The sequence below is a fragment of the Actinoplanes sp. NPDC048796 genome (genome assembly GCF_040650035.1).
Lineage (GTDB): Bacteria > Actinomycetota > Actinomycetes > Mycobacteriales > Micromonosporaceae > Actinoplanes.
In genome coordinates this window covers 828,900-855,741 of the sequence record NZ_JBEZGO010000002.1, presented here as the reverse complement: position 1 = coordinate 855,741, position 26,842 = coordinate 828,900, and the positions used below count along the sequence as shown (strand labels likewise).

Genomic DNA, 26,842 nt, shown 5'->3' with positions numbered 1-26,842 from the left:
AAGGGCACCCGCCGGATTCTTATAGGAATAGGCGAGATCGACGTTATCGTGTCGCGCGCATTTGTGGAGCTTGTTGGAGAATTGGCAACCATGACCGAGCACGACATCGTCGTCTACGGCGCTTCCGGCTTCGTCGGTGCGCTGGTGGCACGGCATCTGGCCGAACATTCCCCCGATGGCCTTCGGATCGCGCTGGCCGGCCGCTCCGAAAGCAAACTCGATGCTGTGAAACGCCGGCTCGGCGTCGAATGGCCGATCCTGGTCGCGGACGCCGGTGACGCCGACGCGGTCGCCCGGCTCGCGCGGGCGACGCGGATTCTCGTCACGACCGTGGGGCCGTACGCGAAATACGGCAAGCCATTGGTGGACGCCTGCGCCCGGGCCGGAACCGACTATCTCGACCTGACCGGTGAGGTTCTTTTCGCACGTCAGAGCATTGACGACAACCACGAGGTGGCCCGTGGCACCGGTGCCCGGATAGTGCATTCGTGCGGGTTCGACTCGATCCCGTCCGACCTCGGTGTGCACGTTCTGAGCGAGGCCGTTCGCCGTGACGGCGCGGGCGAGCTCACCGACACCGCGATGGTGGTGACGAGCCTGCGCGGCGGGGTCAGCGGCGGCACCATCGACTCGCTGCGCCATCAGCTCGACACCGTCAAGAGGGATCCGGCGAAAAGGCGGGTCGCGGCCGGCCCGTACTCGCTGAGCCCGGACCGGGCCGCCGAGCCGGACCTCGGCCGGCAGTCCGACATCGCCACCGTTCGGGGCGAGCGGGTACATCCGTCGCTGCGGGGGACACTCGCGCCGTTCTTCATGGCGTCCTACAACACGCGGGTCGTCCGGCGCAGCAATGCGCTGCGGGGTTACGCGTACGGGCGCGAGTTCCGCTATCGGGAGTTCATGAGTGTGGGCGCGTCGCCCCTGGTGTCCCCGGTGGCCGCCAACGGCGTCAAGCTGGGCTTCGGTGCCCTCGTCGCGGGTCTGATGTTCCCGCCGACGCGATATGTGATCGACCGCGTGCTGCCGAAACCGGGTGAGGGGCCGTCCAGCGACAAGGGGCACTTCACCTGCGACCTCTTCGGCCGCACCTCGACGGGCGCCCACTACACGGCCCGGTTCCGGGACGACCACGATCCTGGCTACAGCGGCACGGCGATCATGCTGGGGGAGAGCGCCCTGGCCCTGGCCGTCGACCTGCCGAAGGGTGAGGGTGGCGTGCTGACCCCGGCCACGGCGCTCGGCGACACGCTCGTGGAGCGCCTTCGGGCCGCCGGCGTGGAGATCTCCACCCGCGGTTCCAGCGTCAGTGATGGTCGCCGTGGTTGAGCAGGTGGGAGCGTTCGCCCTCGTGGTCGAGCACGCACAGGACCTCGGCCGGGCCGTCGAGGGCGCCGAACGCGTGCGGGACCATCGTGGAAAACGAGGCGGCCTCGCCCGTGCGGACGGTGATGGTGCGTTCGCCCAAGCGCAGGATGATCGTGCCCGAGAGCACGGTGAACCAGTCGCGGCCCGGGTGGACCCGCAGATCCTTGGGCATCGCACGGGTCACTCGCAGCTTGGCCACGGTCTGGTTGCTCTCGTGGGAGAGCAACCACGTCGTGATGCCGCGAGCCTCGTCGCGGTGCGGGCGGATCACCACGTCGTCGTCGGCGCCCGACTCCACGAGCTGGTCGAGGGTGATGCTGAGCGCCCGCGCGATCGGGGCCAGCTGGTCGAGGGCGATCCGCCGGTGGCCGGTCTCGATGCGGCTGAGCGTGGACGGGCTCAGGTAGCAGCGGGCCGCCAGCTCGTCGAGGGACCAGCCGCGAGCCATCCGCAGGCCCCGGATGCGCTGGCGGACCAGGGCATCGAGTTCGCCGTCTTGCGTCATACGCAAGATGCTATGTCGCTGACGCAAGATGCGGCTACCTTCGAGACATGGCACATACCGCTTTCGCTGAGCTGCTTGACCTCGACGCCGAGGTGTTGCGCGACTACCACAACGAGGTCATCACCTGGGTCGGCTCGCTGGCCCCGGCCCAGCCGAAGATCATCGACCTGGGTGCGGGCACCGGTGTGGGCAGCCGCGCGCTTCTGCGGGCGCTGCCGGGAGCCGAGGTCGTCGCGGTCGACATGGACGACGAGATGCTCGCCCACATCCAGGCCACCGACCCCGGGATCCGGACGGTCCGGGCCGACCTCGACCAGCCCTGGCCCGACCTCGGGCCGGCCGACCTGATCTGGGCCTCGGCCTCGCTGCACCACCTGGCCGACCCGGTTCGCGGGCTGCGGCAGGCCCTCGACGTGCTGCGGCCCGGTGGGCACCTCGTGGTCGCGGAGCTCGAGTCCTTCCCCAGCTTCCTGCCGGCCGGTCCCGAGGCCGACATCGAGGGCCGCCTCAACGCGGAACTCGACAAGATGCGGGCCGAGCATGGGCTGCACATGCACGCCGACTGGCCGGCCCTGCTGGCCGAGGCCGGCTTCGTCGTCGAGGCTGACCGCCGGTTCGACATCGACCTGCGGCCGCCGTTGCCGGCCGCGGCCGGCCGCTACGCGGAGATCTCGCTGGGCCGCGGGCTGCACCGGCTCGAGGATCGGCTTTCGGCTGACGACCTGAAGGCCCTCGAGGAGATCGTGGCCGGTATCAAGACCCGCGACGACCTGGTCGTCCGTGCCACCCGGACGGTCATCGTGGGGCGCAAGCCCAGCTGAAAGCCGCAGCCGGGCTAAAGGCCGCCGCCGGGCTGGAGGCCGCCGCCGGGCTGGAGGGTTTCGGCCAGTGCGACGGCGATGGTGGTCAGGTGCTCGGCCAGCTCGTCCGGGTCGCCGGTCATGCCGTGGGTGATCCAGTCGATGATCACCTCGCTGACGCCGGCGACCAGGGCGAGCAGGGTGCGCTCGTACCGGACCTGATCTTCCGGGGTGATCAGCGACCGCAGCATGACCGCGACGAACCGGGCGTCCTCGCGCAGCACCCCGCGGCGCCGGGTCTCCATCCGCGGCGCGTTGATGTAGATGACGTGCGCCGTCTCCGGATTGTCGCGCAGCAAGCCGACCATCGTGCGCAGGACCGGCCGGAACAGCTCGGCCAGGCCGGCCGGGCTCGGCGGGGCGGCCGCCGCCACCCGGCGCAGCAGCCATTCGTTCCGCTCCCGCTGCACCTCGATCGCCAAGGCCTCACGGTCGCGGAAATGTTCGTAGAAGTACCTTTTTGAGACCTTCGCCCGGGCGCAGACGTCGGTGATGGTCACCTCGTCGTAGTCGCGCGTGCCGAACAGATACACTGCCGATGCCACGATCCGCTCCCGGCGATCGGAGGAACGTTGCGCGCGCGACCGACCGCCGTACGTCTCCCCGCGGCGGGCCGGAGTAGCGCTCTGTTCGTCCACGACGATTACCGTACGACTTCGTAGATCACCACACACGCCAACGTCCACATTGGGCACTGAGTGTGCAGAATCCATGGCTACCCGCATGATCAACGGCTGCGCGACGGCCGGCGGGAGGATTTCGGGACGCCAGACGACATATCGAGGAGTAACCACCGAGGTGCTCGGGCGGCGGCAGGCGTTCGCGACATGAGCAATCACTCATGAGCCAGATATGGATCGAGACTGGCTGCAACCGGCCCCTTACGGGCAGGATCGAAATCATGGCCGGCCGTCTTCCTTACCCGCTCACCTTGACGGGAGACGGCATCGTGCTGCGCGAATGGCGATCCGACGACCTCGACGATCTGATCGATCTGCTCGACGAACCCGAGATCGCCCGGTGGACGCCCATGCCGTCGCCGTTCGACGTCGAGGCCGGCATCGCGTACCTCAAGCGCTCTCATCAGGGCCGCGTCAGCGGTTCACGCATCCAGCTCGCGATCACCGCCGACGGCGGGCGACCGCTCGGCGAGGTCCTGCTCTTCGGCGTCGACCTCGGCCTCAAAGAGGCCGAACTGGGCTATCTGGTGGGCAAGGACCATCGCCGGCGCGGGCTGGCGTCGGGGTCACTCGCACTGCTTTCCCAGTACGCCCGGAGCGCGCTCGCCTTGAGCAGGCTCCTGCTCCGCATCGACCCGCGTAACACCGCCAGCACCGCCGTGGCCCAGCGCTGCGGTTATCGGCTGACCGGCGAACCGCCGATCCTCCAGGAGGGACCGTACGGCTCAAGCCGGCTCGACACCTGGGAACTCGTCGAGGGCCAGGCCGGCACCCGCCGCGATCGGCTCAAAAATGTCGCAGCCAGGCGGTACGGTCGTCGCACCTGAGCTTCCCTGGAGGTGTGCCATGGTCAGCGTCGATCGTGCACAGGTGACGGCCTACCGCATCGCCGCTCTCGGTCTCGCCGAGCGCGTCGACGCGCGCCCGGCCGACCTGCCCGTCCTCGACCTCGGCGTGCAGGAATACACGCCCGGCTCGGCCTGGGTCGCGCTCGCCGCGCGCACCAGCGGTCCGCTCGCCGACGACCGGCTGATCACCGTGTGGGCCGCCCGCGGCGCGCCTCACCTGCATCGTCGCGCCGACCTGGCGGCCCTGATCAAACAGTTGTGGCCGATCAGCGACGCCGACGCCACCGCGCGCATCCAGAGCGGCCAGATCCCCGAGGGCATGAAGCTGGGTGTCGAGGCCTTCCGGGTCACCGCCGACGCGTTCCGCGAGGTGGTCCACGGCCCGATGCCGCGCGGCGAGGTGAGCGGCGAGGTCAGCAAGCGGGTGCCGCGTGCCCTGACGTATGAGTGCCGGAGCTGCCGGGCGCGACACATCGCGGGCAACGTCTGGCAGCATTCCGGCCTGGCCGGCGGCGTCGAGGTGCAGTCCCGCGGCAAGGACGCGACGCTGGGACCGATCCCTTCCGCGCCTCCACGCCCTCGGGAGAACGAGGGCATCGGCGAGCTGATCCTCACGTACCTGCGGCTCCTGGGTCCGGCGACGCCGCTCGAGGTCGGCAAATACCTGGGCAGTTCGACCGCCGAGATGAAATCGGTCTGGCCGGTCGAGCGGCTGGCCGAGATCACCGTGGACGGTAAGAAGAAGTGGCTGCCCGTCGAGGCGGTGGACGATCTCGCACGAGCGGCGCGGGCCGATGGCGTCCGCTTTGTTCCGCCGATGGACGCGCTGCTGCAAGCCCGCGATCGCGACGTGCTGGTGCCCGACCGCGCTCAGCAGAAAGAGGTGTGGCGCGTCATCGGCAACCCCGGGGCGCTCCTGCTCGACGGGGAAATCGTCGGCGTCTGGCGGGCCAAGCTCGCCGGTCGCAAGCGGGTCGACCTGACGATCACCGCGTTCGACAAGGTCTCGGCCGGCCGCCGTAAGCAGGTCGAGGCCGAGGCCGCGGAGGTGGCGCGGGCCCGCGAGGTTCCGGAAGTGACAGTCGCGTTCGATTGATCTCACGTCGTGGGTGCGGACTCCCGGATCTTGGTTTTCCGGACCTGGGTGGCAGCCTCGTTGGATCTCTTTGGCCTGGTCATATGCGGATCAGCGTGGCGAGCCAGAATCAAGAGGTATCCGGGAGGCAACATCTGAGTAACAATGGCATTGATCGGAGTGCGTGCCGTTCGATCAGGGCCGCTGGCCGAGGCGGAGGTGGCGTCATGTTGAGCAGGGAAGACAGCCGTCGACTGGCGCAGTTGGAGCGCCAGCTGCAGCAGGATGATCCGGAGTTCTGCGCCCGCATGAGCAGCGGGCAGCTCGACCCGCCGCGGTCGAGACGTCCACCCCTCACCTTGATCCTCACGGCGGTCGTCGTCTGGATCGCCGCCGTGACCCTCGGCGTCCTCGGCTGGTGGATCGCCGCCGCGGTTTCCGCCGTCTTCGCGACGACAGTGGTCATTGCCGCCATCACCCAGAGAAAGCCCCGCCACCGGCGCCAGCCCCCGACCTGACACTCGCGTAGGCCCGCCGCTGTGGGGATTCGCGGCTGTGGGGATTCGCGGCTGTGGGGATTCGCGGCTTTAGGGATGAAGATGCCCGCCGGCTGGGGAGAGGCGGCTCGGCCGTGGCGAGGGCGCCTGGCAGTGGGAGAGAAGGCGGCTGCGGGAGAAGGCGGCTGTGGTCGCGGGGCGAGCAGGGGCTGCGGCGGCCTGGCGATTGATGCGTGTGACGTGGAAAAGACGGCGCCGGGTAGGAGTCGGCGCCGTCTCTTCGTTGGGCTGGAAGTGCTGGTATCCCGGCGGCAGGTCAAGCCCGGGCTCGGGAGCGGAAGACCCACACGCGCAGCATCAGGAAGCGGACCGCTGTGGCCAGCAGGTTGGCCGCTACCAGGACGACGAGTTCGAGCGGCTTCGAGTGGGTGGGGGCGGCGGTGTTCAGCGCGGCCAGCGAACCGCTGGTCAGGAGCAGGCCCACGCCGAAGACGATCAGGCCCTGGGCCTGGTGTCGCCAGGCGCCGTCGTTGCCGCGGACGCCGAAGGTCAGGCGGCGGTTGACGGCCGTGTTCGCGATGGCCGTGACGAGCAGGGCGATGAAGTTCGCCCACTGCGGGCCGGCGAAAGTGCGCAGGATCGCGTACAGGGCCAGGTAGGCCAGGGTGCTGGCCACGCCCACGCCGGCGAAACGGATGAGCTGGCCGGTCAGGCCGGTGGGCACACCCGCGACCGGCAGCGGGTTGCGGCCCAACTGCTCGCGCAGCGTGGCCAGCGGCAGCCGGCCCGAGCCGAAAGCGCGCAGCAAGCGGGCGATGCCCTTGAGGTCGGCCATCGCCGTGGAGACGATGTCGACCCGGCTGTCCGGATCGTCCACCCAGTCCACCGGCACCTCGTGGATGCGCAGGCCGGCCCGTTCGGCCAGCACCAGCATCTCGGTGTCGAAGAACCAGCCGGTGTCCTCGACCATCGGCAGCAGGCGCTCCGCCACGTCGCCGCGGATCGCCTTGAAGCCGCACTGCGCGTCGGTGAAACGGGCCGACAGCGTGCCGCGCAGGATCAGGTTGTAGCTGCGGGAGATGAACTCGCGCTTCGCCCCGCGCACCACCCGCGAGCCGCGGGCCAGCCGTGAGCCGATCGCCAGGTCCGAGTGCCCGCTGATCAGCGGGGCGACCAGCGGCAGCAGCGCGCCCAGGTCGGTCGACAGGTCGACGTCCATGTACGCGAGCACGGCCGCGTCCGAATGGGTCCAGACGTATTTGAGCGCGCGGCCCCGGCCCTTCTCGGCCAGGTGCACCCAGCGCACCTCGGACAGTTCGGTCGACAGCAGCCGGGCCACGTCGGCGGTCGAGTCGGTGCTCGCGTTGTCGGCGATCGTGATCCGGAAGCGGTACGGGAAATAGGCCCGCAGGTACGCGTGCAGGCGCTGCACGCACGGGCCGAGATCGACCTCTTCGTTGTAGACCGGGACGACGACGTCGAGCACCGGTGCATCGACGTGGGTCGTGGCAACGTCAGGCGTGGGCTGCGTCGAAAGGCTCATGTCGACAACCATGATCGTGGCGGCTGAGCGGGCTTTGTGCCGTTCCTGTGGCGGCACTGTGAGTCGAGCCAGTCCGAAATGGAACGGGCGGCTCCCCGCGAGGGGGAGCCGCCCGTCCTTCCGGGGTGAATCAAGCAGTCAGGTCGTAGACCGTCGTGTTGCCCACGGTCTTGGCCGTGTAGTTTGCCGCCACCCACTCGGCGATCTGCGAGGAGTAGTTGCTGCCGCTGGAGCTGCCGCCCCGTCCGCCGAGACCGCCACTGCCGATGAAGTAGTGGATCTTGCCGTCGGCGACGTACTGCTGGAACTGGGCCAGCGTGGGGGAGGGATCGGTGCCGTTGAAGCCGCCGATCGCCATCACCGGGTCACCGGTGGCGAGCTGGTAGCCGGACGCGCTCTGCGAGCCGACCGCGGCCGCCACCCAGGTGTACTTGTCGGCGTCCGCTTCGAGCAGCGCCTTCATCTCGTCGCTGACCGTCGCGGCGTCGAGCAGACCACCCATGCCGCCACCGCCGCGCATCCCGCCACGGCCGTCGCCGCCGGGGAAGCCGCCATTCGCAGCGCCGCCGTTGCCGGTGCCGCCGTTGCCGGTTCCGCCGTTTCCAGTGGTTCCGCCGTTGCCGGTGCCGTTCTGGCCGCCCGGGAAGCCGGGGAAGCCGCCCTGGTTGCCGGTGCCGCCATTGCCCGTACCACCAGTGCCGTTGCCGTTCTGCCCGCCGGGGAAACCGCCGCCGCCCGGGAAGCCGCCCTGACCGCCGCCGCCCGGGAAGCCGCCCGGGAAGCCGCCCTGGCCGCGGCCGGGGAATCCGCCCCGGCCGCCGCCGAAGCCGAAACCGCCGGTGGACGGGCCGGCCGACGGGATGGAACCCGTGTGTGCGGTTGAGGCCGTCTGTACCGCGTACGCCGCCGGACCCGCAAGCACCGCGGCCAGAGAGGCCCCCGCCGCCAGAGCCGCGATCCGCGCCGGCAGGCGCAGGGCCGCGAGCAGCGCCACCGCCCCGGCCAGACCGCCCACCAGGACCACCCACCGCAGCCAGGGCAGGAAGTCGGCGCTGCGCGACAGCAGATGGAAGGACCACCAGGCGCTCACCGCCACCGTCGCCGCCAGCGTGAGCGACGCGATCGCGTTCGACCGGTGCTTCCAGAGCAGCGCCACGCCCATGCCGACCACCGCGCCGACCGCCGGCGCCAGGGCGACCGTGTAGTAGGCGTGGAAGATGCCCTGCATGAAACTGAAGACCAGGCCCGTGACCAGCAGCCAGGTGCCCCACACGATCAGGCCGGCCCGCTGCCGGTCGGTGCGCGGCCGGCGGGCCGTCAGGACCAGCCCGGCCACCAGCACGATCAGCGCCGCCGGGAGCAGCCAGGAGATCTGACCGCCCTGCGAGCTGTCGAACATCCGCAGGATCCCGGTCTCGCCCCACATCCCGCCGCCCGCGCCGCCGCCACCGCCACCGACGCTGCCGGTCTCGTCACCGTTGAGCCGGCCGAGGCCGTTGTAGCCCAGCGCCAGCTCGAGGATGCTGTTGTTCTGCGAGCCGCCGATGAACGGCCGGTGTGCGGCCGGTACCAGTTCGACGATGGCGATGTACCAGCCGGCCGAGACGACCAGCGCCCCCACCGCCGCCAGCAGCTGCCAGATCCGCTTGCCCAGCTTGGGCGGGCCCGCGATCAGATAGGCCAGGCCGTACGCCGGTACCACCAGCAGTGCCTGCAGCATCTTGGCCAGGAAGCCGAAGCCGACGAAGGCGCCCGCGAGCATCAGCCACTTCGTGGAGCCGTTCTCGATGGCCCGTACGGTCGCGTATGCGCCGGCCACCATGCAGAGCACGAGCAGCGCGTCGGGGTTGTTGAAGCGGAACATCAGCGCCGCGATCGGGGTGGAGGCGAGCACCGCGCCGCCGATCAGGCCGGCCGCCGGTCCGTACCACCGCTTCACCGTGGCGTAGACCAGCGCGACGCTGGCCACGCCCATCAGCGCCTGCGGGATCAGGATGCTCCACGCGTTGACGCCGAAGATCCGCGCCGAGATCTCCATGAACCACAGCGATCCGGGCGTCTTGTCCACAGTGATCGAGTTGGCGGCGTCGGAGGAGCCGAAGAAGAACGCCTCCCAGCTCTTCGTGCCGGCCTGCACGGCGGCCGAGTAGAACGCGTTGGCCCAGCCGTTCTTGCCGAGGCCCCAGATGTAGAGGACGCCGGTGACCAGCAGCAGGCCGAGCAGGGAGGGCCGGGCCCAGCCCGGGTCGCCGCTCGGGCCGAGGTAAAGCCGTTGGAAGCGCGTTCTCGGCACCGGCGACAAAGCCGGCGACAAAGCCGGCGACAAAGCCGGCGGCAAAGGCGGCGACAAAGGCTGCGGCGCCGCCGTCGGCGGGGTGGGCAACGTCGAAGTCATCGAGGCTCTCCACGGAAGGAGGATCAATACCTCGCCACTGTCGACGCTGCCCCTGTCGCGCCCTTATGTCGTTCCTGTAAGCCCGCTGTGAGTTACGAGGAGCGGCGCTTCGCGGAGGCGACGGCGAGGCGCTCGAGCACACCGACCGTCGGCTCCCAGCCCATGCACGCGTCGGTGACCGACTGGCCGTACGTCAACGGGCCTCCGAGGTTCTGCCGGCCCGGGACGAGGAAGCTCTCCAACATCACGCCGCTGATGCCGCGCTGGCCCGCCTCCATCTGGCCGGCCACGTCCTCGGCCACCAGCGGCTGGCGCAGGTGGTCCTTGCCGCTGTTGCCGTGCGAGCAGTCGATCACCAGGCGCTCCGGCAGGCCGGCCGCCCGCAGCAGCTCCAGCGAGTGCGCGACGTCCTCGGCGCTGTAGTTGGGCTTTCCGCCGCCGCCGCGCAGCACCAGGTGGGTGTCGGGGTTACCCGAGGTGTGCAGGATGGCCGGGGTCCCCGAGTAGTCGATGCCGGGGAAGACGTGCGGCACCTCGGCCGCCTGGATGGCCTCGATCGCGGTGGCGATGCTGCCGTCGGGGCGGTTCTTCATGCCGATCGGCATGGACAGGCCGGAGGCGAGCTGGCGGTGGACCTGCGATTCGACGGTACGGGCTCCGATCGCCCCCCAGGCCACGGTGTCCGCGTAGTACTGCGGCGTGATCGGGTCGAGGAATTCCACGGCGGTCGGCAGCCCGCGGCCCACGATCTCCAGCAGGAGCCGCCGGGCGATCCGCAGGCCGGTGCCGACGTCGCCGGTGCCGTCCAGGGCGGGGTCGTTGATCAGGCCCTTCCAGCCGACCGTCGAGCGCGGCTTCTCGAAGTACACCCGCATCACGATCAGCAGGTCGTCGCTGAGCCGCTGCGCCTCCTTCTCCAGCAGCGACGCGTATTCGCCGGCGGCGGCCGGGTCGTGCACCGAGCACGGGCCCACGACGACCAGCAGGCGCGGATCTCGGTGGTTCAGCACGTCCTCGACCTGCTTGCGGCCGGCCAGCACGGTGTCGTGCAGGTCGGAGGTCAGCGGCAGCTCGTGGTGCAGCAGGGCCGGGCTCATCAGCGGGACGACCTTCTCGATGCGCTGGTCGCGGACGCGCTGAACCTCGGGGGCAGTCATTCGGTCACTCCTTGGACGGTGGCGGAGAAGATGCCGGCCCAAGAAAGGAGCCGGCGGCAAACAAAAAGGCAGCGACGTCAAGTCGCTGCCTCGGGCCGGCTCTGGCGGATGTCTCAGTGCATGGCTGAGGCACCGGCGGGAGCCGGCCCACTAAACCACGAATACCAACGAGACACGTCGGACAGCATAGCGCGTCAGCTGGGAAGTGGAGCCAGCTGCTGCTCAGCAGGTGGGACGGCGGGCCGGGGCGCGTCGTACGGGAGCATGACGCTGAACACCGTACGGCCGGGTTCGCTCTGTACGGCCACCTGGCCCCGGTGGGCGGTGACGACCGCGTGCACGATCGACAGGCCCAGGCCGGTGCTGCCGGCGGCCCGCGACCGGGAGCTGTCGCCGCGGGCGAACCGTTCGAAGATGTGCGGCTGGAGCTCGGCCGGGATGCCGGGCCCGCTGTCGATCACGTGAATCACCGCCGCGTCCGGCATGGTGGTGACGGCCACGGTCACGGTCGTGCCCTCGGGCGTGTGGGTGCGCGCGTTGGCCAGCAGGTTGGCCAGCACCTGGTGCAGCCGGGCCCCGTCGCCGTAGACGATGACCGGCTCCTCGGGCAGGTCGAGCTGCCAGTAGTGCCGCGGCCCGGCGGCGTGGGCGTCGCTGACCGTGTCGACCACGAGCATGGTCAGGTCGACCGGGTCGTGCGCGAGCGGGCGGCCGGCGTCGAGGCGGGCGAGGAGCAGCAGGTCCTCGACGAGCAGGGTCATCCGCTTGGCCTCGGACTCGACCCGGTTGAGCACATGCGCGATCTCCTCCGAGATCGGTGCCCGGCTGCGCCGGCTGAGCTCGGCGTACCCGCGGATGGCGGCCAGCGGCGTACGCAACTCGTGGCTGGCGTCGGCCACGAACTGCCGTACCTGCATCTCGCTGGCGTGCCGGGCCTCCAGGGCGTTGCCGACGTGGTCGAGCATCTGGTTGAGGGCGGCGCCGACCTGGCCCACCTCGGTGCGCGGGTCGGTGTCGCTCTCGGGCACGCGCTGGGCCAGTTCGACCTGCCCGCGGTCGAGCTTGAGCTCGGAGACCTGGGTCGCGGTGGCGGCGACGCGGTCGAGCGGAGCGAGGGTACGCCTGACGATGAACGCACCCGCCCACCCGGCCACACCGATCGCGATGAGGATGGCCCCGGCCGTGACCAGCGCGATCCGCAACAGCGTGTCGTTGACCGGCTTGAGAGACAGCGCGGTGACTCGTACCGCCCCGTCGTATTGAACGCTCGCTGTGGCCCGGTAGGAATCGCCGTCGACGGTGATGTTGACCTTGTCGCCGACCGCGACGGACTTCAGTTCCGCGAGTGCGGTGTCACCGAGGGGTTCGAATTCGGTGCTGTAGCCGGTGGTCGTCTGGACGGTCTTGACCTTGCCGCCGTCGGTGAACTCCCCGTTGACGAAGTAGACCGTGATGGCGCCGGTCTCCAGGCCGGGGTACGGCTTGCTGCGGCCGTTGTCCTCCTGCCCCGGGTTGAAGCTCAGTCGCGGTGTGCCGGGGAAATTACGGCCCGGTACGCCGTCGAGCTTGGCGTCGGTCTGGCTGTAGAGCTGGTCGTGCAGGAAGACGTACGCCGTGGTGCCGACCGCGAGGCCGAGGATCGTGAGCAGCGTGATGATGATGGCGACGATCCGGGTGCGCAGCGGCCAGCCGCGCGGGCTGCGCCACCGGGCCGGATGTTCAGTCCGCGGGCTTGAGGACATACCCGGCTCCGCGCATGGTGTGGATCATCGGGGAGCGGCCCGCGTCGATCTTCTTGCGGAGGTACGAGATGTAGAGCTCCACCACGTTGGCCTGGCCGCCGAAGTCGTAGTTCCAGACCCGGTCGAGGATCTGGCTCTTGCTCAGCACCCGCCGCGGGTTGCGCATCAGGTAGCGCAGCAGCTCGAACTCGGTGGCGGTCAGCGTGACCAGGTCGCCGCCGCGCCGCACCTCGTGGCTGTCCTCGTCCAGGGACAGGTCGCCGACGATCAGCTGCGAGTCGGTACGCATCGGCGAGTGACCCATCCGCCGCATGAGGCCGCGCAGCCGGGCCACCACCTCTTCCAGGCTGAACGGCTTGGTCACGTAGTCGTCGCCGCCGGCCGTGAGGCCGGTGATCCGGTCCTCGACCGCGTCCTTGGCCGTCAGGAAGAGCACCGGCACCTCGGGCGATTCGCCGCGCAGCCGGCGCAGCACCTCGAGCCCGTCGATGTCGGGCAGCATCATGTCGAGGACGACGGCGTCCGGGCGGAAGTCGCGGGCGGTGCGAACGGCCGAGAGACCGTCGCCGGCGCTCTTGACGTCCCAGCCCTCGTAGCGCAGCGCCATCGACAGCAGCTCGGCCAGGGTCGGCTCGTCGTCGACCACGAGGACCCGGACGGGGCTGCCGTCGGGCCGCCGGAGCTCGGTGCTGGAATCTGCGTTCGCCATCGTCATGCCCCTACTTTCGCGGGCCACGCTTTGCGCCGGCTTTCTGATTCCTGTGTACCACCTGTGGATCAGAAGCACAGGAAACGCATGAATTCCGCACAGCGGACAGACACCGTACGCCCTGATCGTGGTCCCTATGACGCAGACGACGAAGCACCTCGGATGGCGGCGGCGCACCGGTTTCCTGGCCCTGGGCACCGCTCTCGCCCTGACCGCGGCCTTCGGGCCGGCCACGCTCGGCACCACACGGTACGCCGCGAGCGAGGTGGCCGGCTACGCGACGGTGACCGCGGCCGACACCATCACCGCCACCCCGGTGCTGGCCGAGGTCGCCGCCGCTGGAGTGTCGAAGACCCCCGAAAGCGTATAAAACGCCCATAATGGTTGCATGCGACGGATACTTGTGATCTTGGCCGTCGCCGCGGCGCTCACCCTGTCAGCGGCGCCCGCCTCGGCCGCCGGCGGAGGCGACGACGTCGTCGAGGTCGGCCTCCACCAGCGGGTCGTCCAGCTCGTGGCCGATGGGGACAGCACCTGCGCGCTGACCGAGAGCGGCGAGGTCTACTGCTGGGGCGCCGGCTATCCGCCCCAGCGGCCGGCCGGCAACACCACGCTGCTGCTGGTCGCGATCGGCGCTCTGATGATCGCCGCCGGCGCGTCGATGCTGCTGGTCAGCCGTTCGTCGCCGACAGCGCGGCGTCGCGCAGCTGCGACGCACCCTGCTTCAGGCGCTCCGTGTAGTTCGGCCGATTCCAGTTCGGCCACTTGACCTGCCCGATCGCCTGCTCGGTGCCGGACGCGGTCAGCGACACGGTCACGCCGGGGCTGGTCGACAAGGTCAAATTCCCGTTCCTGGGTACGGCGACACGGCGCGTGGACGGGTCGGCGAAACCGAGCATCGCCCACGGCACCCGAACGGTGAGACGGTCGTCGTCGAGGTGCCACAGCGCCCGGCTGTCCGCCTTGTCGTCCGACGGATCCCAGCTTCCGTGCACGAGCAGACCGGCGTTCTGGAGCTCCACCGGCTGCTTGGCCTTGGTCGTCGGCACGGTGTGGGCCCGGTTGGTGATCAGCTCGAACGGCTTCCAGCCCGCCGGCGCCGGCCCGCGCGCCGACTCCGGTACGGCGAAGTCCAGCTTCAGCGGGTCGAGCTGGTCGCGCAGGTACGCCTGGCCGGTGTGCCCGACCAGGTTGAGCGCGAAGACCGCGTCCGGCCGGCGGTCGGTGCTGCCGGCCATCGGCGGCCCGGTGACGGCGTCCAGCACGTCGAACCCGACGATCATCGACCCGGGCGGCGACTTCGCGAGCTTGACGTCGAGGGTCACGTACGCCTCATCGGTAGTGGCCTTGACCTCGCGCGCCGGCCAGGCGCCGTCGCTGTCGAGCAACTGCTGCTCGGCCGCGTCCCGGGCGCCGGCCGGATCCATCGCGAGCACCCCGAAGTGTTGCTCGTTGGTGAGCGGGTCGTGCCACAGCTGGCGGCGCGCCCCGTCCTGGTGCCCGACGGTGTTCCACGTGTAGCGGTACCACTCGTCCATCCAGCCGAACAGGAAACCGCCCGCGAGCCCCTGGTTCTTCATCATCCGCAGCAGGTCCGCATTGATCCGCATCGCCTCCTGCTCGCTGTGGTCGCCCTGCGAGCGGCCCAGCGGCCCGCTGTGCGCCGAGCCGATCGAGGACGGCACGCCGAACTCCGTGATCATTGTCGGCATCGTGGAGTGGTGCTTGCGCAGCGCGGCCACATATCCGGCGTACGGATCGGCCTGTCCCTCGTACTGGAAATTGTTGAGATCGGGCTCGTAGCGAAGGAAGTCCGGATAGTACGGGTACGCGTGGTAGCTGGCGAAGGTGCCGGCCGGCCAGTCGGCGGTGGGCAGCACGTGGTTGGCGTCGATCTGGAGCAGGTCCTCCTGGTCGAGCGGCTCCGCCGGATGCCGCAGCGGGTCGGTGGTGGCCCAGTTGACGAAGGCGATCGGCTGGCTGACGCCCTTCTTGGCCACGTAGCCGGCCAGCTCGTCCATCCGGGCCGCGAGCCAGCGCTCGGTCGGCGTGGACTTGGGCGTGTTCCGGAAATACTTGCCGGTGTACCGCTTCACCGACGCGTTGCGCTGGTCGGAGGCGGCGCCGGCGCGCGGATCGAGCTCGGCCCCGATGATCCAGCCGACCAGCCACGGCGTCACATCGGTGTTCCAGACGCCGCCGGGCCGGCCGGGCCGGGTCGAGCGGCTGAAATCGCCCGAGACGGCCCGGGCCGCGGCCTCCAGCTCCTGCCGGAACGTCGTGGTCACCCGGGCGTCGAAGAGGTTCTTCTCGCCGATGTACGACACGTCGGTCATCGACACGCCCTGCACCAGGAAGAGCGGCCGCTCCGGGTTGTCCTGGTTGTAGGCGGCCAGCTGCTCGTAGAAGGCGGGCGGGTGGATCTTGTAGATGCGCACCACCCGGATGCCGAGCCAGCCCATCGCCGCGAACCAGGCCCGGTACTGCGCGGCCGAGATGGCCGGCTCGCCGGGCAGATGGCCCGGCGTGGTGTCGCTCAGATCGACGCCGGGAAGGAAATCCCGGTCGCCGCCCGCGGTGTGCACCTGGAAGGACTGCCCGTCCGTGCTGGCGACCATCCGCAGGCCGCCGGCCTCGCGCGGGGCCGGCGCCCACGAGGTGCCCGACGGCGGCGAGGGGATCTTTCGCATCCCGGAGATCAGGAAGGCGGGCGAGTTCACCGCCGGCGTCGACGTGCCCCCGGCCAGCATCAGGCACAGGGAGATCGCGAAGACACCCACGACTGCCGCCTTGAGCCGCCCGAATCGTGGACGGGCCGGCGCGGACACGAACTGACTCGGAAAGTCCCCCACGCTGGCATTGTCTGACGGCTGGGTTGCCATATGAGCCGTTTTGTCGGGAAGCTTGGATCAACGGAACACTCGCCGTTCGGCCGTTGTTGTGCAAGCGTTGTTGCAGGCGCGTGGGCAGAGGAGCGTGGGACGTGGATCTTCTGGAGGACTACCGCAAGGCGACCTTCTACTTCGAGTCCGGCGACCCGCTCGGGGCCGCGCGCCTGCTCGAGCCGATAGTCGAGGCGGAGCCGCACAACTCGGCCGTACGGCTTCTGCTCGCCCGGGCCTATTTCAACTCGGCCCAGCTCAACGGGGCCGAGAAGCAGCTCAGAGAGCTCGTGGACCATGATCCATCGGATCACTACGCGCACCACGTGCTCGGCCGGACCCTGGAGAGGGCCGGCCGCTTTCGTGAGGCCCTGCCGCACCTGCGCCTGGCCGCCGCGATGAAGCAGCACACCGACTACTCCGAGGCCGTGCACCGGGTCGAGGAGTGGCTGGGCAAGTCCGAGTCGTCGCCGTCGCCCGAGTCATAGGATCGTCAACCGTGAAGCTGAAGCTCGACCTGCACGACATCTTCAACAAGGGTCACGAGATCGACCGCGCACTGCGCGGCGTCATCGACGAGGCCATCCAGAAGAAGGCCGCCATGGTCGAGATCATCCCGGGCAAGGGGAGCGGAGCGCTGAAGAAGAAGGTGCTCCGCTTCCTCGACCAGAAAGAGATCAAGCAGCTCTACCACCGGGTCGAGAAGGACGGCGACAACTGGGGCCGGCTCTTCGTGCACTTCCGCCACGACGCGCCCACCGGCCGTCGCGGCCGGGGCCGCTAATTCAGCGTCCGCCCCATGAGCACCGCCCCGTCGAAGACCCCGTCGGCGAGCACGCGCCAGCCCTTGCGGTGATAGAGCCGCCGGGCCGGCGCGTTCTCGTCATCGGTGGCGGTGAGCAGGGCGACCCGGTGCGGAAGCCCGTCCAGCACGGCGTCGAGCAGCGCCGAGCCGATGCCCCGCCGCTCGTGCGAGGGCAGCACGGCCAGCTCGACGAGCTCGAAGTGCCCGCCCAGCCAGTTGCTGAGCTCGGGCGCGACGAGCGAGGCGATCCGGTCGGTCCACCACTGGCCGAACTCGCCCGTGTAGCCGTACGTGAAGCCCACCATCTCGTCGCCGTCCCACGCGGCCAGGCACTTGAAGCCGGCCCGGCCGGCGTGCGTGGGCAGCGTGTCCGCCGGCCAGGGCTCCCGGAACGCCTCGACGTAGACCTTGGTCAGCTCGGCGGCGTCCGCCGGCCCGGCCGGGGCGATCCTCACGGCTTCACCACGCGGTACCAGAGGCCGGCGACCGGATCGTGGTCGGCCTGAACGATGCGTTCCAGCTGGATCTCGGCCCCGCCGGGCTGGGCGAACAGCCGGGTGCCGTCGCCCAGCAGCACCGGTGAGACGAAGGTCAGGATCTCGTCGACCAGCCCGGCCGCGAGGGCCTGGCGTGCGACGTCGGCGCCGAGCAGGTTCACGTACCGCTCGCCGGCCGCCTTCTTGGCCGCCTCCACGCCCTCACGCAGGCCGGTGACGAAGGTGACACCCGGCACCGGATCCCGCGGCGGCTCGTGGGTCAGCACGAACTGTGGCCCCTCCCAGGCGCCGGACATGGCGCCCTCCTTGTCGGTGCCCTTGTTCGGGTCGTCGCCGCCGAAGGTGCGGCGGCCGACCAGCATGGCGCCGATCCGGTCGACCAGGGCGTCGGCGGTCGGGTTGGGGCCGAGGTGCGGCGCCAGCCAGGACATGTCGCCGCCGGGACCCGCTATGTAGCCGTCCAGCGACATCTGTACCGAGTAGAGGACCTGGGCCATGGTCACAACGTATAGGACTTGGCCACTGCCAGCAGTTCACTGGTGTGCGAGCCGACGGCGCCGACGCCGGCCGGGCGCGCCCGGAATCCGGGCAGGTCGGTGAGGCCGTCGCTGCCGTCCATGGCCCGGAACTTGACCGGTCCGGACGCGCGCACGGTGAGCGTGACCTCGACGCCGCCGGTGGGCGGGGCGTGGAAGGCGAAGCCGAAACCCCACGGGCCCTCGGCGGCCGGCTTGCCGATCGGCACCGCCTGGCCCTCGACGTCGGCCGAGGTCACCGGAGTGTCCGCGCCCACGTGCAGGGTGACCAGCCGGACCTGCCGTTGCGGCTCCAGGCGGAGCTTGATCGTGCGCGTGTCGCCCGAACGGGTGTCGCCGGTGAGGGTGAGTTTCGGCGGAAGGAGAGAAGCCGCCTGGGCCGGGCCGGTGCGGACCTCCTCGGCGCCGAAGGACGGCAGCGTGTCGTCGACCCGGTGAAGGTCGCCCGAGACGTACTGACTCGTCCACTCCTGGGTTTTCGGCTCGTCGCTGACCCATCGGGCCGTGTTGTCGTCGGCGTCCATCGCGTACATCAACTGGGTCGGCGCCGGATGGCCGGCGTCGAACCGGTCGACCGCCAGGCCGACCACGGTGAAGACGATCGCGGCCAGGGCCGCGGCCACGGTGGGCAGCGCGCCGCGCCGCCGGTCGCGGGCCGCCTCCACGCCCCGGCGGCCGCCGGGAACCGGGTGGATCAGGTCGATCACCGGCAGCAGGGCCAGCCCGAGCAGAACCGTGAGGAACACGCCGGCCGCGCCCAGCCGCAGGCCCAGCGCCGGGAAGAGCATGACCACCGTGGGCAGCAGGATCACCACCGCGACCACCCCGCCGGCCGTGACCGCGAGCACCTGGATCCACGGCCGGGCCCGGACGGCGACCAGGCCGGCGACCGCCCCGGCCAGGGCCGGCAGCGCGGCCAGGTAGGAACCGCCGGGCGTGACCGCGGCCAGCACCACCCCGAGCAGGGCCAGCCAGGCCAGCCCGGCGATGGACAGCGCGGCCGGGCCGGCCTTCCGCCGGAACAGCGCGAACCAGGCGAACAGCACGGCTGCGGTGAGGGCCACCACGGCCAGCCGGTACCAGCCCGGCCGGTACGGGTCGATGGGCAGCTCGGCGTACCCCGGCCGGACCGATGTCAGCAGCCACCAGAGGACCTGGGCCAGCGCCGGCGCCAGCAGCAGCGGGATCAGTGTGAGCCCGGCCGAGGCGGCGAGCCGGCGCCCGGTGATCAGACCACGGCGGCGGGCCAGCCAGGCCAGGGCGGCCACCGCGAGCAGCGCCAGCACGGCCAGCGGCCACACCAGCGCGCCGGGGTAGCGCACGAGCAGGCCGGGCACCGGGAAGTAGGTGGCGTCCTGGCCGCTGCTCAGCCCGGTGAGGTCACGATCGCCCAGCTCACGGGTGAGAGCGAGGGTGTTGTCGCCGTGATGCTGAAGGCTGTCCTGGTCCATCACGCCGGGCACGTCGGTCGGCGCGTGATAGATCGCGGCGCCGTCGATGTAGGCCGCGTTCAGGCCGGCGAAGCCCTTGTCCTTGAACGCCGTGAAGTCGGTGTCGTTCGGCATCAGGCGGTAGATCTCGACCGCGAACGACGTGCCGACCGGGTGCGGAGCCGAACCGTAGACGCCGACCAGCCGGCTGTTGCGGTCGGTGGTCTCGAACATGATGGCCGGCCCCGAACTGCCGCGGGCCTCCAGGTTGAGCACGACACCGCCGTCCCGGGCGAGCGGATGCTGGTCGACGAACGCCTTGGCCCCGCACAGGCAGGCCTCCTCGCCGTCGGTGAGCACCAGTACGACGTCGTTGCGCGGGCGTGGACCGGCCAGCAGCGCCCGGGCCGTCTCGAGGACGGCCGAGGTGCCGGCCGCGTCGTCGTTGCCGCCCGGCCCGGTCTGCACCGAGTCGTAGTGCGCCACCAGGAACAGCCGCCCGGTGGAGGCAGTGCCCGGAATCACCGCGACCACGTTGCGTACGTGGGCGAAGCTCGTCCCGCCCGCGCTGGAGGAGAGCTCGGCCCCCTGCACCGACACCGTGTCCTGCACCTCGGGCGACAGCCCGAGCCCGCGCAACGTGGTCAGCAGACGCTCACGCACCTCGTCCTGGGCGGCGCTGCCGACCGGATGGGGCCGGGTGGCGATCGTCTCCACCAACGGGAACGCGCGCCCCGCGCTGAACTCCCCGGCCGGCGCCGACGCGCCCCGCGCCTCGGGCGGCCGCACGGCCCACGCCGCCGCGACCCCGGCCAGCACGAACACGACAATCGCGATCACAGCGGCCGATGCCCGCCGAGCGGGATCGACAAGGGCGGGTGCACGCATGGGTGTCATCTAAGCGCCTGGGTACGGCAGTGGGTAGTCGGAAGATCGTTTGGGGCGTGGCCTAGCGTTGACGGGGTGAGCACGCCGTTCGACCCCGCCGCCGTCGTCGCGGAGTTCATCGACCGGGTCGCACCCTATGACCCCCAGCCGGGAGCCGCGCCGGTCGCGGTGATCGGTGTGCGCACCGCGCTGGGTGAGGCCACCTACGCGGTCGGCGATCACGTGATCCGCGCCATGTGCCGGGCGCTGGAGTCGTACCGCGATCCCGATGACCGGGGCACCTGCGTCGAGTGCGGCGGCCGCCGCCTGGACGCCAATCTGCACTGCCCGGAGTGCGGCCGGCTCCATGGCATCCTTGGTGAGGTCATCGCCCACCACGCCCGCCGGGTGGCAGCCGAGGACGCCACGTGAGACCGCCTCGGTGTTGTGCCGGGCGATCCGGTGGTACACGATCAGCGGGTTGGCGCGGGGTGGGGAGCGATCGGGGTGGGGCATGACTGAGCGGTCCGTCGCGCCGCGCGCCCGTACCAGCAGTCCCGTCCCTCAGGAACGGCTGCGCATCCTGCTGGTCGAGGACGACGAGGGCGACGCCTTCCTGGTGCGTGAGCTGCTCGACGAGGCCGAGGCCCCGTTCGACCTGCGGGTGGCGACCAGCCTGCGCGAGGCCCGCGGCATGCTCCGCGGCGTTCAGTGCGTCCTGCTCGACCTGGGCCTGCCCGACGCCGAGGGCATCGACGGCCTGCGCAAGCTGCTGGCCGTGGCCGGCAGCGCCGCGGTCTGCGTGCTCACCGGCCGCTCCGACGAGCACCTGGGTGTGGCCTCGGTCGCCGAGGGCGCCCAGGACTACCTGGTCAAGGGCCAGGTCGACGGCGTGCTGCTGACCCGCGCGCTGCGGTACGCGGTCGAGCGCAAGCGGGCCGACGAGAACGCCCAGCGGCTGCGCGAGGTGGAGCTGCGCCAGGCCGAGTCGGCCCGTCTCGAGCGTGGTCTGCTGCCCCAGCCGCTCATGTCCACCGAGCAGGTCTCGGTGCACACCTTCTACCGTTCCGGGCGGGCCATGGGCGTGCTCGGCGGCGACTTCTTCGACGTCGTGCAGGCGGGCGACGACAAGCTTCAGGTGATCGTCGGTGACGTCTGCGGGCACGGTGTCGACGAGGCCGCGCTCGGCGTCGAGCTCCGGGTCGCGTGGCGGGCGCTGGTGCTGGCCGGCGTGCCCGACGAGCAGATCCTGCCCTCGCTCGAGCAGGTGCTGATGAGCGAGCGGCGGGCCCGCGAGGTCTTCGCGACCTGCGCCTCGGTGACGCTCGACCTGTCCCGTAACAACGCCGTGGTGCGGATGGCCGGCCACCCGCCGCCGGTGCTGCTCTCGGGCGGCCGGGCGGTTCCGGTGAACGCCCGTACCGGGATCGTCCTGGGGGTGAGCCCCCGGCCCACACCCGCAACCGAGATCGAGTTCCCCGGAGATGACTGGTCCTTGTTGATGTACACCGACGGCCTGATCGAGGGTCACACCGGCGCCGGTAACGAGCGGCTCGACGTGGAGGGCCTGTGCGGCCTGCTCGACGAGGACGTGGCCAAGGCCGTTCCGCTGCCCGCCCTTCCGGCGTGGCTGGTGGGCCGGGCCGAGCAGGCCAACGGCGGCCCGCTCGCCGACGACGTGGCGATGTTGCTGATCTCGCAGGGGAGTGGGCGGTGAACCCGAGCGTGCAAAAGTGGACCTTGCGGCGCCGGGTCGTCGCGCTCTGCATCGCGGTCGCTGTCCTGCTCTCCGGGCTGGCCGTCCTGGCCGCGATCACCGCGACCGCCAACAACCGCCAGCTCGACGACGTGCTCAACCGGGCCAGCCCGATGCGCGCGGCCGGTGAGGCGCTGAACACGGCGTACGTCGACCAGGAGACCGGTATCCGCGGTTACGCGATCACCGGTGACAAGGACAACCTCGAGCCCTACACGACCGGCGTGGCCGACGAGCAGCGGCTGGTGTCCCGCCTCGAGGGCTATCTGCACCCCGAGGACACCGCCATCCGCGAGTCGCTGCAAGTGGTGCTCCAGCGTGCCGCCACGTGGCAGGACGAGGTCGCCACCCCGGTCATCCGGGCGATCGAGACCGGTGGCCCCGACGCGGGCCAGGAGAAGATCAACGCCGCCTCGACGACGCAGTTCGACGAGCTGCGCAAGTCGATCGCCCTGATGCAGGACGACATCCAGGCGCTGCGGCAGAAAGCGGCCACCGCGGCCAAGGACTCGAGCCAGAGCATGGTGGCGATCCAGATCGCCGCCGCGGCCATCATCATCCTGGCCGGCGCCGCGCTCCTGCTGCTGCTCGACCGCCTGGTCACCCGGCCGGTGGTGGAGCTGGCGGCCCAGGTCCGGCAGGTGGCCGACGGCGACTACGACAAGCACATCGTCAGCACCGGCTCGCCCGAGCTGGCCAGTCTGGCCGACGACGTGGACGGCATGCGGCGGAAGATCGCGGCCGAACTGGCCGAGGTCCGCGAGGCCCGTACCCAGATCGAGTGGATCAACGACCAGCTCAAGATCCAGGCGGAGGAGCTGACCCGTTCCAACCGCGATCTGGAGCAGTTCGCGTACGTCGCCTCGCACGACCTGCAGGAGCCGCTGCGTAAGGTGGCCAGCTTCTGCCAGCTGCTGCAACGCCGCTACTCGGGGCAGCTCGACGAGCGCGCCGACCAGTACATCGCCTTCGCCGTCGACGGCGCCCAGCGCATGCAGCGCCTGATCAACGACCTGCTCGCCTTCTCGCGCATCGGCCGCCTCACCGCCGGGTTCACCGACGTCGACCTGGGCCGGGTCCTGCCCGAGGTGAAATCGCAGCTCGAGGCCCGGGCCGGCGAGGACGCCGAGATCGTCTGGACCGACCTGCCGGTGGTCGAGGGCGAGGAGCCGCTGCTGACCACGCTCTTCGTCAACCTGATCGGCAACTCGCTCAAGTTCCGCCGCCCCGACGTGCCACCGGTGATCAAGGTGAGTGCCGAGCGGGACGGCAAGGAGTGGCGGATCAACGTCCGGGACAACGGCATCGGCATCGAGGCCGAGTTCGCCGACAAGGTCTTCGTGATCTTCCAGCGCCTGCACGCCCGCGACGCGTACGAGGGCACCGGCATCGGCCTGGCGATCGTCAAGAAGATCGTCGAATATCATGGCGGACGGATCTGGCTGGACCTCGAGGTCGAGGAAGGCACGTCGATCTACTTCACGCTTCCGGTGCTGCCGGGGACTGACGACGATGACGCGCCCGAGGTGCCGGCGCAGGAGACGCGGAAAGAGGTCACGGCATGACAGGCGCTGTTCGGGCGGATGGCACGCCCATCGAGGTGCTGCTGGTCGAGGACGATCCGGGCGACGTGCTGATGACCCAGGAGGCGTTCGAGGAGCACAAGGTCCGCAACCGGCTCAACGTGGTCTCCGACGGCGCCCAGGCGCTGGCCTACCTGCGCCGCGAGGGCGAGTACGCCGACGCCGTACGCCCCGATCTGATCCTGCTCGACCTCAACCTCCCCAAGCGGGACGGCCGCGAGGTGCTCGAGGAGGTCAAGAAGGACCCCGACCTGGGCCGCATTCCGGTCGTCGTGCTGACCACGTCGGCCGCCGACGAGGACATCCTGCGCAGCTACCAGCTGCACGCGAACGCGTATGTCACCAAGCCGGTCGACTTCGAGCGGTTCATCGCGGTGATCCGGCAGATCGACGAGTTCTTCGTCAGCGTCGTGAAGTTGCCGCCGCGTGCTTGACCAGGTCGCCGATCTCATCCGGGAGGTCGCGGCGACCGAGGTCCTGCCGCGCTTCCGCCACCTGGCCGACGACGAGATCAAGCAGAAGGCGCCGGGTGACCTCGTCACCATCGCCGATCAGGAGTCCGAGAAAGCGCTGACCCGCGGGCTCACCGCGCTGCTGCCCGGCTCGACCGTGGTCGGCGAGGAGGCGGTGGCCGCCGACCCGCGCGTGCTCGACCGGCTCGGCGACGGCGGCGACGTGTGGATCGTCGACCCGGTCGACGGGACGAACAACTTCGCCGCCGGCAAGACGCCCTTCTGCGTGATGGTGGCGCTGGTGCGCGACGGCGAGCCGGCGGCGTCGTGGATCCTCGACGTGGTCGGCGATCACATGACGCTGGCCGAGGCCGGCTCCGGGGCCTACCGCGACGGCGTCCGGGTGAAGACCCGCACCGACGATCCCGGCACCGAGGCGCTGCGCGGGGTCGTCGCGCGGCACTACCTCCCGCAGCACCTGCGTGAGGTGGCCGACGCCCACACGCACGCGTTCGGCGAGGTCACCAACGGTCATCACTGTGCCGGCTACGAATATCCGGCGGTCGCCCTCGACGAGCAGCAGTTCGTGCTCTTCTGGCGGATCCTGCCCTGGGACCACGTGCCCGGCTCGCTGATCATCCGGGAGGCCGGGGGCACTGTGCTGCATCTCGACGGCACTCCCTACAAGCCCACGGACAGCGAGCGCGGGATGCTCGTCGCGCCCAACGACGACGTGTGGCACACCGTCCGGGACACGCTCTTCCCCGATCAGTCGATTCTGTAAGGGGGCCGCGTGTCGGCGTACCTCGAAAGCGTCTTCGGCTTGAAAGATCGCACCGCCGTGGTGACCGGTGGCAGCTCGGGCATCGGCCGGGCCATGGCGGTCGCGCTGGGGCGGGCCGGAGCGCGCGTGATCGTGATCGCCCGCCGGGCCGAGCCGCTGGCGGAGGTCGTCGGCGAGCTGCGCTCGTTCGGCGCCGAGGGGCACGCGATCTCGGCCGATCTGGCGGTGCGGGAGGCGGTCACGGCCGTCGCTTCGGAGATCATTGAGACGTACGGGTCCCCCGACGTGCTGGTGAACTCGGCGGCCGTCAACCGCCGTCCGCCGTTGGACGAGCTCACCGAGGACGACTGGGACGTGACGCTCGCGGCCAACCTGACCGCGCCGTTCCTGCTTGGACAGGCCTTCGGCCCGCTGATGGCCGCGCGCGGCTGGGGGCGCGTCATCAACGTGGTGTCGCAACAGGCCTTCCGGGCGTACGGGAACAGTGGCGCCTACGGAGCGGCCAAGGCCGGCCTGGTCGGCCTGACCCGCTCGCAGGCCGAAGCGTGGTCGGCCCGCGGTGTCTGTGTCAACGCGATCGCGCCCGGCGTCGTCCACACTCCACTGACCGAACCGGTCTTCGCCGACCCGGCGACGGTCGCCAAGCACGCCGCCCGCACCATGATCGGCAGAAACGGCGTACCGGATGATTTCGGGGCATGTGCCGTCTTCCTGGCCAGCGATGCTGCCGTCGCCGTAACCGGCCAGACACTCTTCGTCGACGGTGGTTACTCGGCCACATGATCGATCTGCCGATCCCTTGCCCAGCGCGGTAAAGTTCCCCGCGCTGACGATAGGGGAGGTATCCGTGGCGGCGGTTTTCCTGCGCCGGATCAGCGCTGGGCTCGCCCTGCTCATGGCAGTGGGCGTCCTGGTGCTGACCGTGCCGAGCGCGGCGCAAGCCGATCCCGACGAGGGTGACAGCAAGACCCTGCGCAGCGCGCTCGAGTCCGCCGCCAAGGGTCAGGCCACCGCGATCCAGAAACTCAACGCCTCGAAGAAACGCCAGACCCAGCTTCAGGCGACGGTCAAGCAATCCGAGGCGCAGGCCAAGGCGATGGAGAGTCAGGTCGCCGAGATCGCCAGCCGGTCGTACCGGCTCGGCCGCCCCAGCACGATGTCGATGCTGCTCGACAGCAGCTCGCCCGACATCTTCCTCGAGCGGATCGAGCGCCTCGACATGATGGCCCAGCTCGACAGCCAGGTCCTCAACCAGTACCGCGGCTCGGTGACCAGGGCCAGAGCGGCCAAAGCGGCCATCGACAAAGAGGTCGTCGAGCAGACCAAGCAGGTCGCGGCGCTGACCAAGAAGAAGAAAGAGGCGCAGCGGGCGCTGGCCAGCGTCGGCGGCGGCTCCGGCTCGGGCGGCTTCGTCTCGGCCAACTCGGCGTCGGCCCAGCCGGCCCCGCGCAACTCCGACGGCTCCTGGCCCGACGAGTCGTGCTCGGTGAAGGACCCGTCGAGCTCGGGCTGCCTCACTCCGCGCACGCTGCACGCCTACAAGGAAGCCCGCGCCGCCGGCTTCACCCACTACACGGTGTGCTGGAGCCAGCGGTCCTCGGGCGAGCATCCCAAGGGCCGCGCCTGCGACTTCTCGGCCAACGCGTCCACGTTCAAGAACTCCGCCGCCACCGGCGGCGACAAGACGTACGGGGACCGGCTCGCGGCGTACTTCATCAAGAACGCCGACCGGCTCGGCGTGATGTACGTGATCTGGTATCGACAGATCTGGATGCCAGGCACCGGCTGGACGAGTTACAGCGCGAGCGGCGGCCCGTCCGCGGTCCACACGAACCACGTGCACCTGTCCATGCTGTGATGGTGGCCCGGATAAC

Annotated in this window: 27 protein-coding genes; 16 read left to right on the top strand and 11 right to left on the bottom strand. The window is 70.4% G+C overall.

Annotated features, from left to right (window positions below; all coding sequences use genetic code 11):
• Positions 1-90 precede the first annotated feature (90 nt).
• On the top strand, positions 91-1,326 hold the full coding sequence (locus tag AB0C26_RS12405; protein WP_360245885.1) for a saccharopine dehydrogenase NADP-binding domain-containing protein: 1,236 nt from the start codon (positions 91-93) through the stop codon (positions 1,324-1,326).
• Here the strand turns inward: AB0C26_RS12405 and AB0C26_RS12400 are convergent.
• Positions 1,304-1,870: an XRE family transcriptional regulator gene (locus AB0C26_RS12400; protein WP_360245882.1), complete on the bottom strand. Its 567-nt coding sequence runs from the start codon at positions 1,868-1,870 to the stop codon at positions 1,304-1,306. The two genes, AB0C26_RS12405 and AB0C26_RS12400, sit on opposite strands and share 23 nt — an antisense overlap.
• A 47-nt stretch (positions 1,871-1,917) precedes the next feature.
• On the opposite strand from AB0C26_RS12400, the gene AB0C26_RS12395 reads away from it, so the two are divergent.
• Positions 1,918-2,691 (top strand): methyltransferase domain-containing protein, encoded by a 774-nt coding sequence (locus tag AB0C26_RS12395; RefSeq protein WP_360245879.1) that lies wholly within the window; start codon positions 1,918-1,920, stop codon positions 2,689-2,691.
• A gap of 14 nt (positions 2,692-2,705) precedes the next feature.
• On the opposite strand, the gene AB0C26_RS12390 is transcribed toward AB0C26_RS12395, so the two are convergent.
• Positions 2,706-3,275, bottom strand: a complete 570-nt coding sequence (locus AB0C26_RS12390) for a TetR/AcrR family transcriptional regulator (protein WP_360245876.1) — start codon at positions 3,273-3,275, stop codon at positions 2,706-2,708.
• Positions 3,276-3,571: 296 nt separating this feature from the next.
• On the opposite strand from AB0C26_RS12390, the gene AB0C26_RS12385 reads away from it, so the two are divergent.
• From AB0C26_RS12385 to AB0C26_RS12375, 3 genes are all read left to right on the top strand, one after another.
• Positions 3,572-4,237 carry a GNAT family N-acetyltransferase gene (locus AB0C26_RS12385; RefSeq protein ID WP_360245873.1) on the top strand — a complete coding sequence of 222 codons (666 nt, stop codon included), beginning with the start codon at positions 3,572-3,574 and terminating at the stop codon, positions 4,235-4,237.
• Between the two features lie 19 nt (positions 4,238-4,256).
• A complete protein-coding gene (locus AB0C26_RS12380) occupies positions 4,257-5,354 on the top strand; it encodes a DNA glycosylase AlkZ-like family protein (protein ID WP_360245870.1) in 1,098 nt (365 codons plus the stop codon).
• Between the two features lie 206 nt (positions 5,355-5,560).
• The gene (locus tag AB0C26_RS12375) at positions 5,561-5,851 is read left to right on the top strand and encodes a DUF3040 domain-containing protein (RefSeq protein ID WP_360245867.1); all 291 of its coding nucleotides are present in this window, start codon (positions 5,561-5,563) and stop codon (positions 5,849-5,851) included.
• A 295-nt stretch (positions 5,852-6,146) separates the two neighbouring features.
• On the opposite strand, the gene AB0C26_RS12370 is transcribed toward AB0C26_RS12375, so the two are convergent.
• From AB0C26_RS12370 to AB0C26_RS12350, 5 genes are all read right to left on the bottom strand, one after another.
• The gene (locus AB0C26_RS12370) at positions 6,147-7,373 is read right to left on the bottom strand and encodes a bifunctional glycosyltransferase family 2/GtrA family protein (protein WP_360245864.1); all 1,227 of its coding nucleotides are present in this window, start codon (positions 7,371-7,373) and stop codon (positions 6,147-6,149) included.
• A gap of 130 nt (positions 7,374-7,503) precedes the next feature.
• Positions 7,504-9,768 carry a glycosyltransferase family 39 protein gene (locus tag AB0C26_RS12365; RefSeq protein ID WP_360245861.1) on the bottom strand — a complete coding sequence of 755 codons (2,265 nt, stop codon included), beginning with the start codon at positions 9,766-9,768 and terminating at the stop codon, positions 7,504-7,506.
• Positions 9,769-9,860: 92 nt separating this feature from the next.
• Positions 9,861-10,925 carry a 3-deoxy-7-phosphoheptulonate synthase gene (locus tag AB0C26_RS12360; protein WP_360245858.1) on the bottom strand — a complete coding sequence of 355 codons (1,065 nt, stop codon included), beginning with the start codon at positions 10,923-10,925 and terminating at the stop codon, positions 9,861-9,863.
• 194 nt (positions 10,926-11,119) lie between these two features.
• Positions 11,120-12,667 (bottom strand): HAMP domain-containing sensor histidine kinase, encoded by a 1,548-nt coding sequence (locus tag AB0C26_RS12355; protein ID WP_360245855.1) that lies wholly within the window; start codon positions 12,665-12,667, stop codon positions 11,120-11,122.
• Entirely contained in the window at positions 12,645-13,382 is a 738-nt protein-coding gene (locus tag AB0C26_RS12350) for a response regulator transcription factor (RefSeq protein ID WP_360245852.1), read from the bottom strand. Before AB0C26_RS12350 ends, AB0C26_RS12355 begins: the two co-directional genes overlap by 23 nt.
• Positions 13,383-13,512: 130 nt before the next feature.
• Here AB0C26_RS12350 and AB0C26_RS12345 point away from each other — a divergent pair, with 130 nt between their 5' ends.
• A complete protein-coding gene (locus AB0C26_RS12345; protein ID WP_360245849.1) occupies positions 13,513-13,746 on the top strand; it encodes a hypothetical protein in 234 nt (77 codons plus the stop codon).
• 18 nt (positions 13,747-13,764) lie between these two features.
• Positions 13,765-14,145 carry an RCC1 domain-containing protein gene (locus tag AB0C26_RS12340; RefSeq protein ID WP_360245846.1) on the top strand — a complete coding sequence of 127 codons (381 nt, stop codon included), beginning with the start codon at positions 13,765-13,767 and terminating at the stop codon, positions 14,143-14,145.
• Here the strand turns inward: AB0C26_RS12340 and AB0C26_RS12335 are convergent.
• Entirely contained in the window at positions 14,048-16,228 is a 2,181-nt protein-coding gene (locus tag AB0C26_RS12335) for a hypothetical protein (RefSeq protein ID WP_360245843.1), read from the bottom strand. The two genes, AB0C26_RS12340 and AB0C26_RS12335, sit on opposite strands and share 98 nt — an antisense overlap.
• Positions 16,229-16,359: 131 nt before the next feature.
• Between AB0C26_RS12335 and AB0C26_RS12330 the strand changes: the two genes are divergently transcribed.
• Both AB0C26_RS12330 and AB0C26_RS12325 read left to right on the top strand, forming a co-directional pair.
• Positions 16,360-16,746 (top strand): tetratricopeptide repeat protein, encoded by a 387-nt coding sequence (locus AB0C26_RS12330; protein WP_360245840.1) that lies wholly within the window; start codon positions 16,360-16,362, stop codon positions 16,744-16,746.
• A gap of 11 nt (positions 16,747-16,757) precedes the next feature.
• Positions 16,758-17,042 carry a Smr/MutS family protein gene (locus AB0C26_RS12325; RefSeq protein WP_127545541.1) on the top strand — a complete coding sequence of 95 codons (285 nt, stop codon included), beginning with the start codon at positions 16,758-16,760 and terminating at the stop codon, positions 17,040-17,042.
• On the opposite strand, the gene AB0C26_RS12320 is transcribed toward AB0C26_RS12325, so the two are convergent.
• Genes AB0C26_RS12320 through AB0C26_RS12310 form a run of 3 tightly spaced genes read right to left on the bottom strand, consistent with a single transcriptional unit; the run spans position 17,039 to position 20,414 of the window.
• Positions 17,039-17,518, bottom strand: coding sequence for a GNAT family N-acetyltransferase (locus AB0C26_RS12320; RefSeq protein WP_360245836.1), 480 nt, complete (start codon positions 17,516-17,518; stop codon positions 17,039-17,041). The two genes, AB0C26_RS12325 and AB0C26_RS12320, sit on opposite strands and share 4 nt — an antisense overlap.
• Positions 17,515-18,057, bottom strand: coding sequence for a dihydrofolate reductase family protein (locus AB0C26_RS12315; protein WP_360245833.1), 543 nt, complete (start codon positions 18,055-18,057; stop codon positions 17,515-17,517). Before AB0C26_RS12315 ends, AB0C26_RS12320 begins: the two co-directional genes overlap by 4 nt.
• A 2-nt stretch (positions 18,058-18,059) precedes the next feature.
• Positions 18,060-20,414, bottom strand: coding sequence for a M28 family peptidase (locus AB0C26_RS12310; protein WP_360245830.1), 2,355 nt, complete (start codon positions 20,412-20,414; stop codon positions 18,060-18,062).
• 75 nt (positions 20,415-20,489) lie between these two features.
• Between AB0C26_RS12310 and AB0C26_RS12305 the strand changes: the two genes are divergently transcribed.
• The 7 genes from AB0C26_RS12305 (at position 20,490) to AB0C26_RS12275 (ending at position 26,826) form a co-directional block, all read left to right on the top strand.
• Positions 20,490-20,825 carry a hypothetical protein gene (locus AB0C26_RS12305; protein ID WP_360245827.1) on the top strand — a complete coding sequence of 112 codons (336 nt, stop codon included), beginning with the start codon at positions 20,490-20,492 and terminating at the stop codon, positions 20,823-20,825.
• An 82-nt stretch (positions 20,826-20,907) separates the two neighbouring features.
• Positions 20,908-22,110 (top strand): fused response regulator/phosphatase, encoded by a 1,203-nt coding sequence (locus AB0C26_RS12300; protein WP_360245824.1) that lies wholly within the window; start codon positions 20,908-20,910, stop codon positions 22,108-22,110.
• Positions 22,111-22,118: 8 nt separating this feature from the next.
• A complete protein-coding gene (locus tag AB0C26_RS12295; protein ID WP_360245821.1) occupies positions 22,119-23,714 on the top strand; it encodes an ATP-binding protein in 1,596 nt (531 codons plus the stop codon).
• Positions 23,711-24,166, top strand: coding sequence for a response regulator (locus tag AB0C26_RS12290; protein ID WP_360245817.1), 456 nt, complete (start codon positions 23,711-23,713; stop codon positions 24,164-24,166). Before AB0C26_RS12295 ends, AB0C26_RS12290 begins: the two co-directional genes overlap by 4 nt.
• Positions 24,159-24,968, top strand: a complete 810-nt coding sequence (locus AB0C26_RS12285) for an inositol monophosphatase family protein (protein ID WP_360245814.1) — start codon at positions 24,159-24,161, stop codon at positions 24,966-24,968. Before AB0C26_RS12290 ends, AB0C26_RS12285 begins: the two co-directional genes overlap by 8 nt.
• Positions 24,969-24,977: 9 nt before the next feature.
• Positions 24,978-25,751, top strand: a complete 774-nt coding sequence (locus tag AB0C26_RS12280; protein ID WP_360245811.1) for an SDR family oxidoreductase — start codon at positions 24,978-24,980, stop codon at positions 25,749-25,751.
• Between the two features lie 112 nt (positions 25,752-25,863).
• On the top strand, positions 25,864-26,826 hold the full coding sequence (locus AB0C26_RS12275; protein ID WP_360246538.1) for a hypothetical protein: 963 nt from the start codon (positions 25,864-25,866) through the stop codon (positions 26,824-26,826).
• The last annotated feature ends 16 nt before the right edge of the window (positions 26,827-26,842 follow it).

Bases quoted from the DNA above. Each gene is read 5' to 3' on its own strand.
- AB0C26_RS12350 (WP_360245852.1), bottom strand. From the start codon at position 13,382: ATGACGATGGCGAACGCAGATTCCAGCACCGAGCTCCGGCGGCCCGAC.
- AB0C26_RS12375 (WP_360245867.1), top strand. From the start codon at position 5,561: ATGTTGAGCAGGGAAGACAGCCGTCGACTGGCGCAGTTGGAGCGCCAG.
- AB0C26_RS12385 (WP_360245873.1), top strand. From the start codon at position 3,572: ATGAGCCAGATATGGATCGAGACTGGCTGCAACCGGCCCCTTACGGGC.
- AB0C26_RS12345 (WP_360245849.1), top strand. From the start codon at position 13,513: ATGACGCAGACGACGAAGCACCTCGGATGGCGGCGGCGCACCGGTTTC.
- AB0C26_RS12340 (WP_360245846.1), top strand. From the start codon at position 13,765: ATGCGACGGATACTTGTGATCTTGGCCGTCGCCGCGGCGCTCACCCTG.
- AB0C26_RS12300 (WP_360245824.1), top strand. From the start codon at position 20,908: ATGACTGAGCGGTCCGTCGCGCCGCGCGCCCGTACCAGCAGTCCCGTC.
- AB0C26_RS12380 (WP_360245870.1), top strand. From the start codon at position 4,257: ATGGTCAGCGTCGATCGTGCACAGGTGACGGCCTACCGCATCGCCGCT.
- AB0C26_RS12395 (WP_360245879.1), top strand. From the start codon at position 1,918: ATGGCACATACCGCTTTCGCTGAGCTGCTTGACCTCGACGCCGAGGTG.
- AB0C26_RS12400 (WP_360245882.1), bottom strand. From the start codon at position 1,870: ATGACGCAAGACGGCGAACTCGATGCCCTGGTCCGCCAGCGCATCCGG.
- AB0C26_RS12365 (WP_360245861.1), bottom strand. From the start codon at position 9,768: ATGACTTCGACGTTGCCCACCCCGCCGACGGCGGCGCCGCAGCCTTTG.
- AB0C26_RS12370 (WP_360245864.1), bottom strand. From the start codon at position 7,373: ATGAGCCTTTCGACGCAGCCCACGCCTGACGTTGCCACGACCCACGTC.
- AB0C26_RS12275 (WP_360246538.1), top strand. From the start codon at position 25,864: ATGGCAGTGGGCGTCCTGGTGCTGACCGTGCCGAGCGCGGCGCAAGCC.
- AB0C26_RS12355 (WP_360245855.1), bottom strand. From the start codon at position 12,667: ATGTCCTCAAGCCCGCGGACTGAACATCCGGCCCGGTGGCGCAGCCCG.
- AB0C26_RS12290 (WP_360245817.1), top strand. From the start codon at position 23,711: ATGACAGGCGCTGTTCGGGCGGATGGCACGCCCATCGAGGTGCTGCTG.
- AB0C26_RS12310 (WP_360245830.1), bottom strand. From the start codon at position 20,414: ATGCGTGCACCCGCCCTTGTCGATCCCGCTCGGCGGGCATCGGCCGCT.
- AB0C26_RS12360 (WP_360245858.1), bottom strand. From the start codon at position 10,925: ATGACTGCCCCCGAGGTTCAGCGCGTCCGCGACCAGCGCATCGAGAAG.
- AB0C26_RS12405 (WP_360245885.1), top strand. From the start codon at position 91: ATGACCGAGCACGACATCGTCGTCTACGGCGCTTCCGGCTTCGTCGGT.
- AB0C26_RS12315 (WP_360245833.1), bottom strand. From the start codon at position 18,057: ATGGCCCAGGTCCTCTACTCGGTACAGATGTCGCTGGACGGCTACATA.